This window comes from Citrobacter sp. RHBSTW-00881, assembly GCF_013728515.1.
In the GTDB taxonomy this organism is placed as follows: domain Bacteria; phylum Pseudomonadota; class Gammaproteobacteria; order Enterobacterales; family Enterobacteriaceae; genus Citrobacter; species Citrobacter braakii.
Map to the genome: position 1 here is coordinate 1,330,278 of NZ_CP056269.1, position 15,439 is coordinate 1,345,716.

The following is a 15,439-nucleotide window of genomic DNA, read 5'->3' on the forward strand; positions in this document are numbered from 1 at the left end:
TTTGAATATTGGCACAGATGCTGCATAATATAACCCAGTGGCTCATTCACCTTCTTATGTCAGCCCCTTCGGGACGTGCTACATAAACTTCGAATGACGCACAACAAGGTGCCTGCCGTCCAACATCTGATATTAGCATCGCTCATATCAACCTTCGGGCGAAACGTCGAGTTAGGCACCGCCTTATTCCACAACAAAGCCGGGTTAATCCCGGCTTTGTTGTATCTGACGTTCCCCTCAGTTAGCATCAACCTATTCCTGTCCATTGAGAGTAACGCCTTGAAGCGCTGGTCTGTTTTCCCCCGATCTCTACGTCAATTGGTTACGTTGGCATTTTTGCTTATCCTGCTGCCGTTGTTAGTTTTGGCCTGGCAGGCGTGGCAAAGTCTGAATGCCCTGAGCGCGCAGGCGGCGCTGACGAACCAAACCACGCTGATTGACGCCAGACGCAGTGAAGCGATGACCAATGCCGCGCTGGAGATGGAGCGAAGCTACCGGCAATACTGTGTGCTTGATGACCCAACGCTGGCTAAGGTTTACCAGAGCCAACGTAAACGCTACAGCGACATGCTGGATGCGCATGCGGGCGTGTTGCCGGATACCAAGCTTTATCAGGCATTGCGTCAGGACCTCAACGATCTCGCGCAGTTGCAGTGCACTAACAGCGGTCCTGACAGCGTGGCGGCGGCGCGGCTGGACGCTTTCGCCAGTGCCAATACTGAAATGGTACAAGCGACGCGCACGGTCGTCTTTTCTCGTGGGCAGCAGCTACAGCAGGAAATCGCCGAACGTGGGCAGTTCTTTGGCTGGCAGGCGCTGGTGCTGTTTCTTGTCAGCCTGGCGATGGTGTTGCTGTTTACCCGCATGATAATCGGTCCGGTGAAGGGCATAGAAAAAATGATCAATCGTCTGGGGGAAGGGCGCTCGCTGGGCGATAGCGTATTATTTACGGGACCCCGGGAGCTGCGGTCCGTGGGGCAGCGCATTATCTGGCTGAGCGAACGTCTCTCCTGGCTGGAGTCACAACGACATCAGTTTTTACGCCACCTGTCTCATGAGCTGAAAACGCCTCTGGCGAGTATGCGCGAAGGTACTGAGCTGTTAGCCGATCAGGTCGTTGGGCCGTTAACGCCAGAGCAAAAAGAGGTGGTCGGTATTCTCGATGACAGTAGCCGCAACCTGCAAAAACTGATTGAGCAACTGCTCGATTACAACCGCAAGCTGGCGGATGACGAGGTTGAGCTTGAACGAGTGGAAATCGCGCCGCTGGTGGAAAGCGTTGTTTCTGCACATAGCCTGCCCGCTCGCGCCAAAATGATACATACTGATGTTGCGCTTGCGGTGAACGCCTGCCTGGCAGAACCGATGCTATTGATGAGCGTGCTGGACAATCTTTATTCCAATGCGGTGCACTATGGCGCTGAATCCGGTAACATTTGGATCCGCAGCAGTTTGCATGGCTCAATGGTATACATTGATGTAATGAATACCGGCACACCGATTCCAGAAGCAGAACAGACCATGATCTTCGAGCCTTTTTTCCAGGGTAGCCATCAGCGAAAAGGGGCGGTAAAAGGAAGCGGGTTGGGGCTGAGCATTGCCAGAGATTGCATCCGCCGTATGCGGGGCAAACTGTATCTGGTTGATGAGCATGCGCAAAACGTTTGTTTTCGCATAGAACTGCCGCTATCTGCAGCGAAAAATCACTAAAATAAACCTAAGTCTGGTGAGTATGCCATACGTTGTTGTCCGAATGCTTAAACGACATTTTTTTCGTCGCGTCATCCTCGCAAGCCTGCCGTGTCTGGCGCTGGTAGGCTGCGTCCCGAACGCGGTGAATCATATTATCGGCGACCCCTCGCAGGAGAAAATTCCGCCTCATCAACTGGCGGACTACCTTGCAACCGACTGTAGCGATATCTGGTCGCTGTCTGGTCAGCCCACAGAGACCAATCCGCTGTACTGGCTGCGGGCGATGGATTGCGCCAATCGCCTGATGCCGGTACAGGCGCGTAGTGAAGCCAGCACGATGATGCCTGATACCTGGCAGGGGGCTTTCAGGCGCGGGATTCTGCTTGATAACGCCAACATTACGCCGCCTGAAAGGCGGGAGACGGTTACGCGCCTCGACGCATTAAGCCCGCAAATTCCGCCACAGGTACGCCCGCTGTATCAGGTCTGGCGCAGCAGTCAGACGTTGCAGTTGCAACTGGCCGAAGAGCGTATGCGCTACAGCAAGCTTCAGCAGGCGTCAGACAGCGATCTTGATACGCTACGTCAGCAGCAGCAACATTTGCAGTCTCAGCTCGATCTCACGACCCGCAAGCTGGAGAATCTAACCGATATTGAACGCCAGCTTTCTACGCGCAAACCTGCCGGTAGTTACAACCCTGATGCGCCGCACGGGAACGATAAACTCACCCCACCTGATAACGAGGAAGGCGCAGCGCCGTCTGCCGATGAGGTCACGCCATGATAAGCCGTAAGCCCGCGCATCTGCTGCTGGTGGATGACGATCCCGGCCTGTTGAAATTACTTGGAATGCGCCTGACCAGCGAAGGCTACAGCGTCGTAACCGCAGAAAGCGGGCAGGAAGGGCTACGAGTGCTGAACCGTGAAAAAGTGGATCTGGTTATTAGCGATCTGCGCATGGATGAAATGGACGGCATGCAGCTGTTTACTGAAATCCAGAAAGTGCAGCCGGGAATGCCGGTTATTATCCTCACCGCTCACGGTTCCATCCCCGACGCCGTTGCGGCGACTCAGCAAGGGGTGTTCAGCTTTCTCACTAAGCCGGTGGATAAAGACGCGTTATACCATGCGATCGACGGGGCGTTGGAACAGTCTGCGCCTGCCGCTGATGACAGCTGGCGTGAGTCCATCGTCACCCGCAGCCCACTGATGCTGCGCCTGCTAGAACAGGCGCGCATGGTGGCGCAATCGGACGTAAGCGTATTGATCAACGGCCAAAGCGGAACCGGGAAAGAAGTTTTTGCCCAGGCCATTCATAACGCCAGCCCGCGCAGCCACAAGCCTTTTATTGCCATTAACTGTGGCGCATTGCCGGAACAACTGCTGGAGTCTGAGCTGTTTGGTCATGCGCGCGGCGCCTTTACCGGCGCGGTGAGCAATCGTGAAGGGCTATTTCAGGCCGCGGAAGGCGGGACGCTGTTTCTCGATGAGATTGGCGATATGCCCGCGCCGTTGCAGGTTAAATTGCTACGTGTATTGCAGGAGCGAAAAGTCAGGCCGCTGGGCAGTAACCGCGATATCGATATTGATGTGCGGATCGTTTCCGCGACCCACCGTGATTTACCCAAAGCGATGGCTCGGGGGGAATTTCGCGAAGATTTGTACTATCGCCTCAACGTGGTGAGCCTGAAGATCCCGGCGCTGGCCGAGCGTACGGAAGATATTCCGCTGCTGGCAAACCATCTGCTGCGCCAGTCTGCTGAACGACACAAACCGTTCGTGCGCGCCTTTTCTACCGATGCCATGAAACGACTAATGACCGCCAGTTGGCCTGGTAACGTGCGTCAGTTGGTTAACGTGATTGAGCAGTGCGTGGCGTTGACCTCTTCGCCGGTGATCAGCGACGCGCTGGTGGAGCAGGCGCTGGAAGGGGAGAACACCGCGCTGCCGACCTTTGTTGAAGCGCGTAACCAGTTTGAACTCAACTACCTGCGTAAGCTGTTGCAAATCACCAAGGGCAATGTGACTCATGCGGCGCGAATGGCGGGGCGCAACCGCACCGAATTCTACAAGTTGCTCTCTCGCCATGAGCTGGATGCAAACGATTTCAAAGAATAAATCTGCGGATTATGTTAGTTTTATTCGATCAAAAGACAGGCGACCTTTTCAAGGAATAGCATGAAAAAGATTGATGCGATTATTAAACCCTTCAAGCTGGACGACGTCCGCGAAGCGCTGGCTGAAGTCGGCATTACCGGTATGACTGTAACAGAAGTGAAAGGGTTTGGCCGTCAGAAAGGCCATACTGAGCTGTACCGTGGTGCGGAATATATGGTGGATTTTCTGCCGAAGGTAAAAATTGAAATTGTGGTCACCGACGACATCGTCGATACCTGCGTCGACACCATTATTCGTACTGCCCAGACCGGTAAAATCGGTGACGGTAAGATTTTTGTCTTCGACGTGGCACGCGTGATTCGTATTCGCACCGGTGAAGAAGACGACGCGGCAATCTAAGCCGCGCCGTGCTTGCCGGATGGCGGTGTAAACACCTTATCAGGCCTACAATATCCCGTAGGCCTGATAAGCGCAGCGCCATCCGGCATGAGTAATTACAAGACTTTATGCGGGCCGAAGCATTCGTAATGAATGTTCTCGTTTTTCACGCCCAGGCCGATCAGCTGCTTCGCGGCAAACTGCATAAAGCCAACCGGACCGCACAGATAAAACTGCATCGCCGGATCGCTGATTGCGCCTTCCAGTTTGTTCAAATCCATCAGACCAACGCTATCAAACGCACCTTTCGCGCGATCGGCTTCGGTTGGCTCACGATACCAGGTGTGTGCGCTAAAGCGTGGCAGCGTTTTGCCCAGTTCATTCACTTCATCGGCAAAGGCATGTACATCGCCATTTTCTGCCGCGTGGAACCAGTTAACCTGCGCCGTATGATTCGCTTTTGCCAGCGTATCCAGCATCGCCAGCATCGGGGTTTGACCCACGCCTGCTGAAATCAGAGACACTGGGGTATCGGTCGCAACGTCCATAAAGAAATCGCCCGCAGGTGCAGCTAAGTGAACGACGTCGCCCACATTCGCATGGTTGTGCAGCCAGGTGGAAACCTGACCACCGTCTTCACGCTTCACGGCAATACGGTAGCCTTTGCCATCGGGTTTACGGGTCAGTGAGTACTGACGAATTTCCTGATGCGGGAAACCTTCCGGCTTCAGCCAGACGCCCAGGTATTGCCCCGGATGATATTCAGCCACTGCGCCACCGTCGACAGGTTCAAATTCAAAGCTGGTGATAAGCGCACTGCGTGGGGTTTTTGCCACGATGCGGAAAGGACGGGTACCTTCCCAGCCGCCATTTTTATTGGCATTTTCGCTGTAGATCTGCGCTTCACGGTTGATGAAAACGTTCGCCAGCACGCCGTATGCTTTGCCCCATGCATCCAGAACTTCCTGGCCCGGACTGAACATTTCGTCCAGCGTTGCCAGCAAATGGCCACCTACGATGTTGTACTGCTCCGGCTTAATTTGGAAGCTGGTATGCTTCTGCGCGATTTTCTCAACGGCAGGCAACAGCGCCGCCAGGTTCTCGATATTGCTGGCATACGCGGCAATAGCGTTAAACAGTGCTTCCCGCTGATCGCCATTACGCTGGTTACTCATGTTGAAGATTTCTTTCAGCTCTGGGTTATGCGTAAACATGCGATCGTAGAAATGGGCGGTCAGCTTCGGGCCTGTTTCAACCAGCAGGGGAATGGTGGCTTTCACTGTAGCGATGGTTTGTGCGTCAAGCATACGGTCTTCCTTTATCTGAAATTTTAATGATGTATGTCAAATGCATCTTATAAAAAATACCCCTGCATTGTAAATGGTTCTTTGTAACTTTGCGTTGTAAAGGTTACATCGTGAAAAATCTGCATCACAAACCTGAAAAGAAATCCGTTGAAATTCAGCAGACCTTTGTTCTCCAAAGCCTTGCGTGCCGTGAAGGTAATCGTTTGCGTAAAATCCTTTGTCAAGACCTGTTATCGAAGAATGATTCGGTTATACTGTTCGCCGTCGTCCAACGGGACTGCCTTTTTAGGCCGAAATTCTATTGTTAGCTGAGTCAGGAGATGCGGATGTTAAAGCGTGAAATGAACATTGCCGATTATGATGCCGAACTGTGGCAGGCTATGGAGCAGGAAAAAGTACGTCAGGAAGAGCACATCGAACTGATCGCCTCCGAAAACTACACCAGCCCGCGTGTTATGCAGGCGCAGGGTTCTCAGCTGACCAACAAATACGCTGAAGGTTATCCGGGCAAGCGCTACTACGGCGGTTGTGAGTACGTTGATATCGTTGAGCAATTGGCTATCGATCGTGCAAAAGAGCTGTTTGGCGCTGACTACGCTAACGTACAGCCGCACTCCGGCTCCCAGGCTAACTTCGCTGTTTACACCGCTCTGCTGCAACCGGGTGATACCGTTCTGGGTATGAACCTGGCGCAAGGCGGCCACCTGACTCACGGTTCCCCGGTTAACTTCTCTGGCAAGCTGTACAACATCATCCCTTACGGTATTGATGAGTCCGGTAAAATTGACTACGAAGATATGGCTAAGCAGGCCAAAGAGCACAAGCCGAAGATGATCATCGGCGGCTTCTCTGCTTACTCCGGCGTTGTTGATTGGGCAAAAATGCGTGAAATCGCCGACAGCATTGGCGCATACCTGTTCGTTGACATGGCGCACGTTGCGGGCCTGATCGCCGCAGGCGTTTACCCGAACCCGGTTCCACACGCACACGTAGTGACCACCACCACCCACAAAACCCTGGCAGGTCCGCGCGGCGGCCTGATCCTGGCGAAAGGCGGTGACGAAGAGCTGTACAAAAAGCTGAACTCCGCGGTGTTCCCAAGCGCACAGGGCGGCCCGCTGATGCACGTGATCGCGGCGAAAGCCGTGGCGCTGAAAGAAGCGATGGAGCCTGAGTTTAAGGTTTACCAGCAGCAGGTTGCCAAAAACGCCAAAGCGATGGTGGAAGTGTTCCTGAACCGTGGCTACAAAGTGGTTTCTGGCGGTACTGAAAACCACCTGTTCCTGCTGGATCTGGTTGATAAAAACCTGACCGGTAAAGAAGCTGACGCCGCACTGGGTCGTGCTAACATCACTGTTAACAAAAACAGCGTGCCGAACGATCCGAAGAGCCCGTTTGTGACTTCCGGTATCCGTATCGGTTCTCCGGCTGTAACTCGCCGTGGCTTTAAAGAAGCGGAAGTGAAAGAGCTGGCTGGCTGGATGTGTGACGTTCTGGACAACATCAATGACGAAGCCGTTATCGAGCGCGTCAAAGGTAAAGTTCTGGATATCTGCGCACGCTTCCCGGTTTACGCGTAATTCTGCTTAACGCAAAACGAAAGGCCGCTGATGCGGCCTTTTTTAATGCTCATCCCGGTCAACGAATCGTCTGTAGTTGCTCCTCCACATACAGATAACCAATTCCCATCAGCTGTTGTGCGCGGCTCAGCTTGCCAAAGCCGATTTGGGTTGCTCTGGTGCGAGTCGCGTCACGATGATCGAAGGGGTTAAATCCCGTCTGCCTGATGATGATATTCAGCCACTCTTCCCCAAAGCCACAGCTGCGGCCGTATAACAAAATATTATTTATATTTAAGGTATTCAGGAAGTTGTAGAGACTAAGTCCGATGGCGTTGGCCGAGTCTTCAACCCAGGCATGAAGGCGTAAATCCCCCTGTTGCCATTTTTCAATCAAGGCATCAATGGTTAGTGCTTCAGGATTATCAGCGAGATCGGGGCGCGTTTTTAACCACATTCTCGCCTGTTTTTTTAGCGCGCTGAGGGACGCTACGGTTTCCAGACAACCGTATCGACCACAATCGCAGGCTACGCCATCAGGGTTGATAATCGTGTGCCCGATTTGTCCGCTGCCGTAGAGACTGCCGCGCCATACCTGGTCGTTGATAACAAATGAGGAGCCAATACCATAATCGACATTGATGACGCAAAAGTCCCGATACTGACCGTCGTTTTGCCATTTTTCCGCCAGCGCCAGCATCACACAATCGTTATCGACCATGACGCGCACGTTGAGTTTTTCTTCCAGCAGGTATTTCAACTCCACGGGCTGTTTCCAGGGCGCCTGCGGCATCGTCTGCGATACGCCCGTTCCCGCATCAACCTGTCCATGAACCGCCAACGCCAGATTGATTTTTCGATTAGGCCAATTTTTACGGTACTGATGCCAGCATTTCTCAATGGCCGCGAGTAATGCCTGGGGATGGGGGGCGTCAATCGCATGGTATTCAACGTCGCCTTTTGGACTCAGGCAGGCGTTGCCAAGCTGGCACTCGATACTGGTTGGCGTGATGTTCATGCATAAGGTCCAGTCACCCTCCGGGGCGATAAGCCAGGCACCGCTGCTATGGCCGCGTGACAGACGGTCGTCCGGTACATTTACGACGCGTCCCTCTTCCTCCAGCTCCTGAAGAATATTGCTGACGGCAGGAATCGAGATTTGTGCCAGTCGGGCGAGGGTCGATTTGCTGGCTCGTTTCTTGCGATACAGGTACTCCAGCAGCACACCCTTGTTGTAATGGCGAATTTGCTGATTGTTAATGCAGGCTTTCATACACTAAACCTAGTTAACTAAATTGCGTGATTATTGTGCGTAAAACCCGTAATTCTGTCCATTACACTGCTCTCATTATTTCACTCCAGTATGTCTTGTTAACTTTGAGGGCGTTATGAGTTCAGTAAACGTTTGGCAGGAGACGGTACATATTCCGACCTATGAAACGGGGGCGCAGGATGTACATCCCATGTTTCTGGAGAATCGGGTTTATCAGGGGTCTTCCGGGGCCGTATATCCCTACGGTGTGACGGATACGCTGAGCGAGGATAAAACGTTAAAGGCCTGGCAGGCGGTATGGCTGGAAAATGATTATATCAAAATCATGATCCTGCCCCAGCTCGGGGGCCGCGTGCATCGCGCATGGGATAAGGTGAGGCAGCGTGATTTCGTTTATCACAATGACGTTATCAAACCCGCGCTGGTGGGGCTGCTTGGTCCGTGGATCTCCGGGGGGATCGAGTTCAACTGGCCGCAGCACCATCGACCCACTACGTATATGCCGGTGGATTTTACGATTAGCGAAAATGACGATGGCTCAAAAACAGTGTGGGTTGGCGAGACAGAGCCGATGCATGGGCTGCAGGTGATGACCGGATTTACTCTGCGCCCGCAACGTGCAGCGCTGGAGATTGGCAGTCGCGTCTACAACAGCAATGCCACGCCGCGTCATTTCTTATGGTGGGCGAATCCGGCAGTGAAAGGTGGCGACGGGCATCAAAGCGTCTTTCCACCGGATGTCACCGCGGTGTTTGATCACGGCAAACGTGCAGTTTCAGCCTTCCCGATCGCCACCGGAACGTATTACAAGGTGGACTATTCGGCGGGTGTTGATATCTCTCGCTATAAAAATGTTCCGGTACCGACCTCCTACATGGCGGAAAAGTCAGAATACGATTTTGTCGGTGCCTGGAGCCATGATGAAAATGGCGGGCTGCTACATGTTGCGGATCATCATATCGCGCCGGGGAAAAAACAGTGGAGCTGGGGGTATAGCGAATTTGGTCAGGCATGGGATAAAAATCTGACCGATGAGAATGGGCCTTATATCGAACTGATGACCGGTATTTTTGCCGATAACCAACCGGATTTTACCTGGCTTGACCCATTTGAAGAAAAGCGTTTTGAGCAATACTTCCTGCCTTACCACTCGCTGGGCATGGTACAGAACGCCTCGCGCAATGCGGTGATTAAACTACAGCGTGATGACGAGGGGATCGCCTGGGGTGTGTATGCCATTTCGCCTCTTTCCGCCCACCGTCTTACCCTTTGCGAAGAGGGGAACCCGCAGCCGCTGTTGGATGAAGTGATTGAGTTGATGCCATGCGCCGTTATTCAGGGGACGTTAACCGGGATTAATCCCGCTCGTCTGACGATAACGCTGTCCGATCGCCACGGCAGGAGCGTATTGCGTTATCAGGAACATCAGCCGCAGGAGATACCGCTGCCGGAAGTGGCGAAAGCCCCGCTAAGCGCGGATGAGATCGGCAGCGTGGATGAGGCGTGGTTTATCGGCCAGCATCTGGAGCAATATCACCACGCCAGCCGTTCACCTTTCGACTATTACCTTCGCGGCCTTGAGCTGGATCCACTGGATTACCGCTGCAATCTGGCGCTGGCGATGCTGGAATATAATCGCGCCGACTACGTACGAGCGAGCGATTATGCCACTCAGGCGTTGGCGCGTGCGCATCGCCTGAACAAAAATCCGCAGTGCGGGCAGGCAAGCCTGATCCGCGCCAGCGCCAGAGAACGGCTACAGCAATGGCACGATGCGCAGGAGGATTTTTGGCGCGCAGTGTGGAGTGGTAACAGCAAAGCGGGCGGATATTACGGGCTTGCCAGGTTGGCTACGCGAAATGAGCGTTACGATGATGCCCTGAATTTTTGTAGGCAGAGTCTGCTGGCGTGTCAGACCAACCAGGATGTGCTGTCTCTCGAAACATTATTACTGCACCTCACCGGTCATCGCGACGAGGCGCTGCAACAGACCGAAAACCTGCTGCGTGACTATCCGCTGAATCCCACTTTCTGGTGGGTGAAAGCGACGATCTCTGCAGCCGAATCGGACATGGCCCGCTGGGTGGGCGTCTGCCAGTCGCGGGATATTAACGCCTTGCAGACCGCCGGATTATTACTGGACTGGGGAATGACTGAGCGGGCGAAAGCCGTCCTGACCGCGCTTAACTGCCAGAAAACGCTCCCGCTCTATTTGCAAGCCAGTTTGAGCGAGGGGAATGAGCGCCTTGCGCTGATAAACCGCGCGCGCGAGGTGTTTCCTGACTTTGTGCGTTTTCCCAATCTGCTGCCGGAAGTGGCGGCGCTGGAAAATGTCACAGAGTGCTATTTTGCTCAGCACCTGCTCGCCTGCTTTCACTACAGCCGACGTAACTATGAGAGAGCGACTCAACTGTGGCAGCGCTGTGTTGAGATGGCCCCTGATTTTGCTGATGCCTGGCGAGGGCTGGCGATTCATGCGTGGAATAAACTGTCTGATGCCAGTCTGGCGACGGCGTATCTGGATAAAGCGTGTGAGCAACAACCGCAAGACGCTCGTCTTTTGTTTGAGCGCGATCTGCTGGATAAGCTCACTGCCGCAGAGCCAGGCAAACGCCTTGCCCGGCTGGAGGCAAATCTCGCTACGGCACTGAAACGCGACGATTTAACGGCGGAGCTGCTGCATCTTTGGCATCTCGCCGGGAAAACGGATCACGCGGCCGGGATCCTTTCTTCGCGTAAGTTTCATCCCTGGGAAGGTGGCGAAGGAAAAATAACCAGTCAGTTTATTATCAATCACCTTTTGCGAGCCTGGCAGCATATTCAGCACCAGCGTCCGCAGCAGGCTGAAGCGTTGCTGACTGCCGCGCTGCACTACCCGGATAACCTCAGCGAAGGACGGTTGCCGGGTCAGACCGATAACGATATCTGGTTCTGGCTGGGGATTTGCGCCCGGCAGCAGGGTATGGAAGAACGTGCTGTCGAGTGTTTCCAGAAAGCGGCGCGGGGCGATCGGACGATCAACATTCATAGCTACTACAACGATCAGCCGGTGGATTACCTCTTCTGGCAAGGTATTGCCTTGCGGATGACGGGTGAAAACGCGGCCAGCCACCAGCTTTTCAACGATATGCTGCAATGGTCGCAACACATGGAGGCTGAGCAGGTGGAGGCCGATTTCTTCGCGGTATCCCAACCCGATCTCCTCTCGTTATATGCCGATATCCAAAAGCAGCATCAGGAGAAATGTTTGCTTGTGCGCTCCCTGGCGACGGCAGGACTGGGCGGTGGAGCAAGCTACGAGCAGGCGCTATCTGAGCTGGAAGCGCTCAATCCCGCCTGGGCGAAAGCTGCGCTGTTTCGACAGACAATGCCCTTCGTGCTGCACCTCATTAACTAAAGAACGTTTACTGTAATCTTTGAGCGGCCTGACCCGCCGCTTTCTTCGGGATGTTTAGAATATGTGAAATCGCCCGGCGGACGCTTATGTTCCGCCGAAGCTAAACAACAATAAATGCCTGACCCTACAGGAGGCACGTATGTCTAAAAATAAGGTAGTCTCATTTTTTTCATATTTACTGTTAACGTTGTTGAGTATTTCATTCCCCGGCTTTAGCGCAGAGAAAGAGATTACCGTCGGTGCAATCTACCTTGATACTCAGGGGTATTACGCTGGCGTACGTCAGGGCGTTCAGGATGCGGCACTAGAGAATCAGGCAAAAATTCAGCTCATTGAAACCAATGCTCAGGGCGATATTTCCAAAGAGAGTTCGTTTATCGATACGCTGGTCGCGCGCAACGTGGACGCCATTATTCTCTCTGCCGTTTCAGAAAACGGCAGCAGCCGCGCGGTTCGCCGGGCCAGTGAAGCCGGTATTCCGGTGATTTGCTACAACACCTGTATCAATGATAAAGGCGTGGACAAGTATGTCTCTGCCTACCTGGTTGGCGATCCGGTTGAATTTGGTAAAAAGCTGGGGGAGGCCGCGGCTGATTATTTTATTGCACAAAAAATCAGTGCCCCAAAAATTGCGATAATTAACTGTGAAGCGTTCGAGGTCTGTGTGCAGCGGCGTAAAGGCTTTGAAGAGGCGCTAAAAGCACGCGTTCCGGATATGCAGATTGTCGCGAATCAGGAAGGAACTGTTCTCGATAAAGCCATCTCTGTGGGCGAAAAGCTGATTATCTCCTCATCCAGTCTGGACGCCATTATGGGGGAGTCCGGCGGGGCGACGCTGGGTGCGGTTAAAGCGGTCCGCAATCAAGGGAAAGCGGGCAAAATTGCCGTGTTCGGCTCGGATATGACAACGGAAATCGCTCAGGAATTGCAAAGCTATCAGGTGCTGAAAGCCGTTGTCGACATTTCGGGTAAGAAAATGGGCAATGCCGTTTTCGCACAAACCATGAATGTGATTAATAAAACCCCACAGGCAAACAAAATCATCCCTGTGGACATCGATACCTACGTTAAATCTGAAGATGGTAAGCAGTGGCTGACTACGCATGTCGACGGTCTGCCTTGATGACTCTTGTCCGTTAACTGAGGTAGAGATGTGATGACAGCAAGTGAAAAAACGTCGACACCGGTCGCGAAGATAGTCGCAGGAAATAAGCGTTATCCCGGCGTCGTGGCGCTGGATAACGTGAATTTTATGCTCTCAAAAGGTGAGGTTCGGGCGCTATTGGGGAAAAATGGCGCGGGAAAGTCCACGCTCATTCGTATGCTGACCGGCAGTGAAAGTCCTGATAGCGGCGAAATTTGGTTGGGTGGAACCCGCCTTGAGGGCAGCGATGCCACGCTGACGCGACGCGCAGCGGAGTTGGGGGTCAGAGCCGTATACCAGGAGCTGAGTCTGGTTGAGGGATTGACGGTTGCTGAAAATCTCTGTCTTGGTCAATGGCCGCGTCGTAATGGCATGATTAATCAGACTATGATGGCTCGCCAGGCGACAGAGGCACTGGCGGCTCTCGGTGTTGATGTTCTACCCGATGCTTTAGTCGGGACGTTGAGTCCGGCACAAAAGCAGCTGGTGGAGATTGCCCGTGTAATGAAAGGCCAGCCGCAGGTGGTTATTCTCGATGAACCGACCAGCTCGCTGGCTAATGCGGAAGTTGAGTTGGTGATCAACGCGGTAAAACGGATGTCAGCGCTGGGCGTCGCCGTGATTTATGTCAGTCATCGCATGGAGGAGATCCGCCGTATCGCCTCTTGCGCAACGATCATGCGCGATGGTCAGGTCGCCGGGGATGTTACGCTGGAGAGCACGACCACTCAGGAAATCGTATCGCTGATGCTGGGCAGGGAACATATCGATCTCCCGCGGGTTAAACCCGGCATCTCGCTAAAGACTCCGGTTCTGCAGGTTGCGCAATTATGCCACTCGCCAAAGCTGCACAATATTAGCTTTACGCTGCACCGGGGCGAAGTCCTGGGGATTGCAGGCCTGCTGGGATCGGGCCGTAGCGAATTACTCAAGGCAATCATTGGATTAGAGTCATTTTCCCGCGGAGAAATCACGCTGAACGGCGTGAATATTTCGCAGCCTGATTATGCCGCAATGCTCAAAAGCGGCGTGGGCTATACCCCGGAAAACCGTAAAGAAGCGGGGATCATTCCGCTACTGGGCGTGGATGAGAACACGGTAATGACCAACCGACACAAGGTGAGTCAACGTGGCGTGTTGAACTGGCAGCGGATCCAGGCGCTGACGGCGGCGGTGATGAGCAGGATGACGGTAAAAGCGGCAAATACGCAGACCGCAATCGGGACGTTATCGGGCGGCAATCAGCAAAAGGTGGTCATTGGACGCTGGGTATATGCCGAAAGCGAAATTTTGCTCCTTGATGAGCCGACGCGCGGCGTCGATATTGAAGCCAAACAGCAGATATATCGTATCGTACGCGAGCTGGCCGCAGAAGGAAAAAGTGTCATCTTCATTTCCAGCGAAATAGAAGAACTGCCTTTAGTTTGCGATCGTATTTTGCTGCTGCAAAACGGCGAATTTACCCGCGAGCTTTTAGCCCCTGTAAATGTCGATGAATTAATGTCGGCCATTCTATCCACGCACTAGCCATTATGTTTATTGAGGAAATAACAGATGTCTGCCTCATCATTAACGCTGCCGCAAGGCAAAAGTACCGCGCCAAAGCAATTTATTAGCAATCATATTAATGAAATTGGTTTGCTGGTGGTTATTGCTATTTTATATCTGGTATTTTCATTGAACGCGCCAGGATTTATTTCGTTAAATAACCAAATGAACGTCCTCCGGGATGCCGCAACTATTGGGATTGCCGCATGGGCAATGACGCTCATTATTATTTCCGGTGAGATAGACGTGAGTGTTGGGCCGATGGTGGCGTTTATCTCCGTCTGTCTGGCCTTCCTGTTACAGTTTCAGGTGCCGCTTAGCCTTGCCTGCCTGATGGTGTTAATTCTGGGCGCCGCGCTGGGCACGCTTGCTGGCGTATTGCGTGGCGTATTTAGCGTTCCAAGCTTCGTGGCCACATTAGGTTTGTGGAGCGCCTTACGCGGTATGGGACTGTTTATGACCAACGCGCTTCCGGTACCGATTGATGAAAATGAGGTGCTGGAATGGCTCGGTGGGCAGCTTTTTGGCATCCCGGTGTCGGCACTCATTATGCTGATTCTGTTCGTCATCTTTGTCTTTATCAGCCGCAAGACTGCGTTTGGTCGCTCCGTTTTTGCCACCGGCGGGAATGCGACCGCCGCGCAGCTTTGCGGGATTAACGTTAAGCGGGTGCGTATTTTGATTTTTACGCTCTCCGGTTTGCTGGCTGCCATTACCGGGATTCTGTTGGCCGCCAGGCTTGGCTCAGGTAATGCGGGGGCGGCAAATGGACTGGAGTTTGACGTCATTGCGGCGGTTGTGGTCGGAGGCACCGCGCTGTCCGGCGGTCGCGGTTCACTGTTTGGCACTTTATTAGGCGTACTGGTGATTACCCTTATTGGTAATGGACTGGTGCTGCTGGGAATTAACTCTTTCTTCCAGCAGGTTGTTCGCGGACTAATTATTGTGGTGGCAGTGCTGGCGAATATATTGCTGACCCAACGTAACAGTAAACATTAATATTTATTAATTTATGTAGAGGGA

General features: G+C 53.2%; 11 protein-coding genes and 1 pseudogene. 9 read left to right on the top strand and 3 right to left on the bottom strand.

What is annotated here, in order from left to right; translation table 11 throughout:
• Positions 1-279 precede the first annotated feature (279 nt).
• The 4 genes from qseE to glnB are packed head-to-tail and all read left to right on the top strand — an operon-like array spanning position 280 to position 4,209.
• Positions 280-1,710, top strand: coding sequence for a two component system sensor histidine kinase QseE/GlrK (qseE, locus tag HV311_RS06345; protein WP_049282310.1), 1,431 nt, complete (start codon positions 280-282; stop codon positions 1,708-1,710).
• A 22-nt stretch (positions 1,711-1,732) separates the two neighbouring features.
• On the top strand, positions 1,733-2,476 hold the full coding sequence (qseG, locus tag HV311_RS06350; RefSeq protein ID WP_049041523.1) for a two-component system QseEF-associated lipoprotein QseG: 744 nt from the start codon (positions 1,733-1,735) through the stop codon (positions 2,474-2,476).
• Positions 2,476-3,810: a two-component system response regulator GlrR gene (glrR, locus tag HV311_RS06355; RefSeq protein ID WP_304412487.1), complete on the top strand. Its 1,335-nt coding sequence runs from the start codon at positions 2,476-2,478 to the stop codon at positions 3,808-3,810. The genes qseG and glrR overlap by 1 nt, the downstream gene beginning before the upstream one ends.
• A gap of 60 nt (positions 3,811-3,870) precedes the next feature.
• Positions 3,871-4,209: a nitrogen regulatory protein P-II gene (gene glnB / locus HV311_RS06360; RefSeq protein ID WP_002914032.1), complete on the top strand. Its 339-nt coding sequence runs from the start codon at positions 3,871-3,873 to the stop codon at positions 4,207-4,209.
• Here glnB and HV311_RS28200 read toward each other — a convergent pair.
• Both HV311_RS28200 and hmpA read right to left on the bottom strand, forming a co-directional pair.
• Positions 4,206-4,301: pseudogene (locus HV311_RS28200) on the bottom strand (hypothetical protein); the annotation flags it as partial. The gene glnB and the pseudogene HV311_RS28200 sit on opposite strands and share 4 nt — an antisense overlap.
• A 3-nt stretch (positions 4,302-4,304) precedes the next feature.
• Positions 4,305-5,495 carry an NO-inducible flavohemoprotein gene (gene hmpA, locus HV311_RS06365; protein WP_049041525.1) on the bottom strand — a complete coding sequence of 397 codons (1,191 nt, stop codon included), beginning with the start codon at positions 5,493-5,495 and terminating at the stop codon, positions 4,305-4,307.
• 326 nt (positions 5,496-5,821) lie between these two features.
• Here hmpA and glyA point away from each other — a divergent pair, with 326 nt between their 5' ends.
• Positions 5,822-7,075, top strand: coding sequence for a serine hydroxymethyltransferase (gene glyA, locus HV311_RS06370; protein ID WP_003835277.1), 1,254 nt, complete (start codon positions 5,822-5,824; stop codon positions 7,073-7,075).
• A 58-nt stretch (positions 7,076-7,133) separates the two neighbouring features.
• Here the strand turns inward: glyA and HV311_RS06375 are convergent, their stop codons facing one another.
• Positions 7,134-8,327 (bottom strand): ROK family transcriptional regulator, encoded by a 1,194-nt coding sequence (locus HV311_RS06375; protein WP_016154034.1) that lies wholly within the window; start codon positions 8,325-8,327, stop codon positions 7,134-7,136.
• Positions 8,328-8,442: 115 nt separating this feature from the next.
• Between HV311_RS06375 and HV311_RS06380 the strand changes: the two genes are divergently transcribed.
• From HV311_RS06380 to HV311_RS06395, 4 genes are all read left to right on the top strand, one after another.
• On the top strand, positions 8,443-11,724 hold the full coding sequence (locus HV311_RS06380) for a DUF5107 domain-containing protein (RefSeq protein WP_191220871.1): 3,282 nt from the start codon (positions 8,443-8,445) through the stop codon (positions 11,722-11,724).
• A 139-nt stretch (positions 11,725-11,863) separates the two neighbouring features.
• The gene (locus tag HV311_RS06385; protein WP_016157157.1) at positions 11,864-12,847 is read left to right on the top strand and encodes a substrate-binding domain-containing protein; all 984 of its coding nucleotides are present in this window, start codon (positions 11,864-11,866) and stop codon (positions 12,845-12,847) included.
• 30 nt (positions 12,848-12,877) lie between these two features.
• A complete protein-coding gene (locus HV311_RS06390) occupies positions 12,878-14,395 on the top strand; it encodes a sugar ABC transporter ATP-binding protein (RefSeq protein ID WP_191220872.1) in 1,518 nt (505 codons plus the stop codon).
• A 27-nt stretch (positions 14,396-14,422) separates the two neighbouring features.
• Positions 14,423-15,415 carry an ABC transporter permease gene (locus tag HV311_RS06395; protein WP_016154030.1) on the top strand — a complete coding sequence of 331 codons (993 nt, stop codon included), beginning with the start codon at positions 14,423-14,425 and terminating at the stop codon, positions 15,413-15,415.
• Positions 15,416-15,439: the final 24 nt, after the last annotated feature.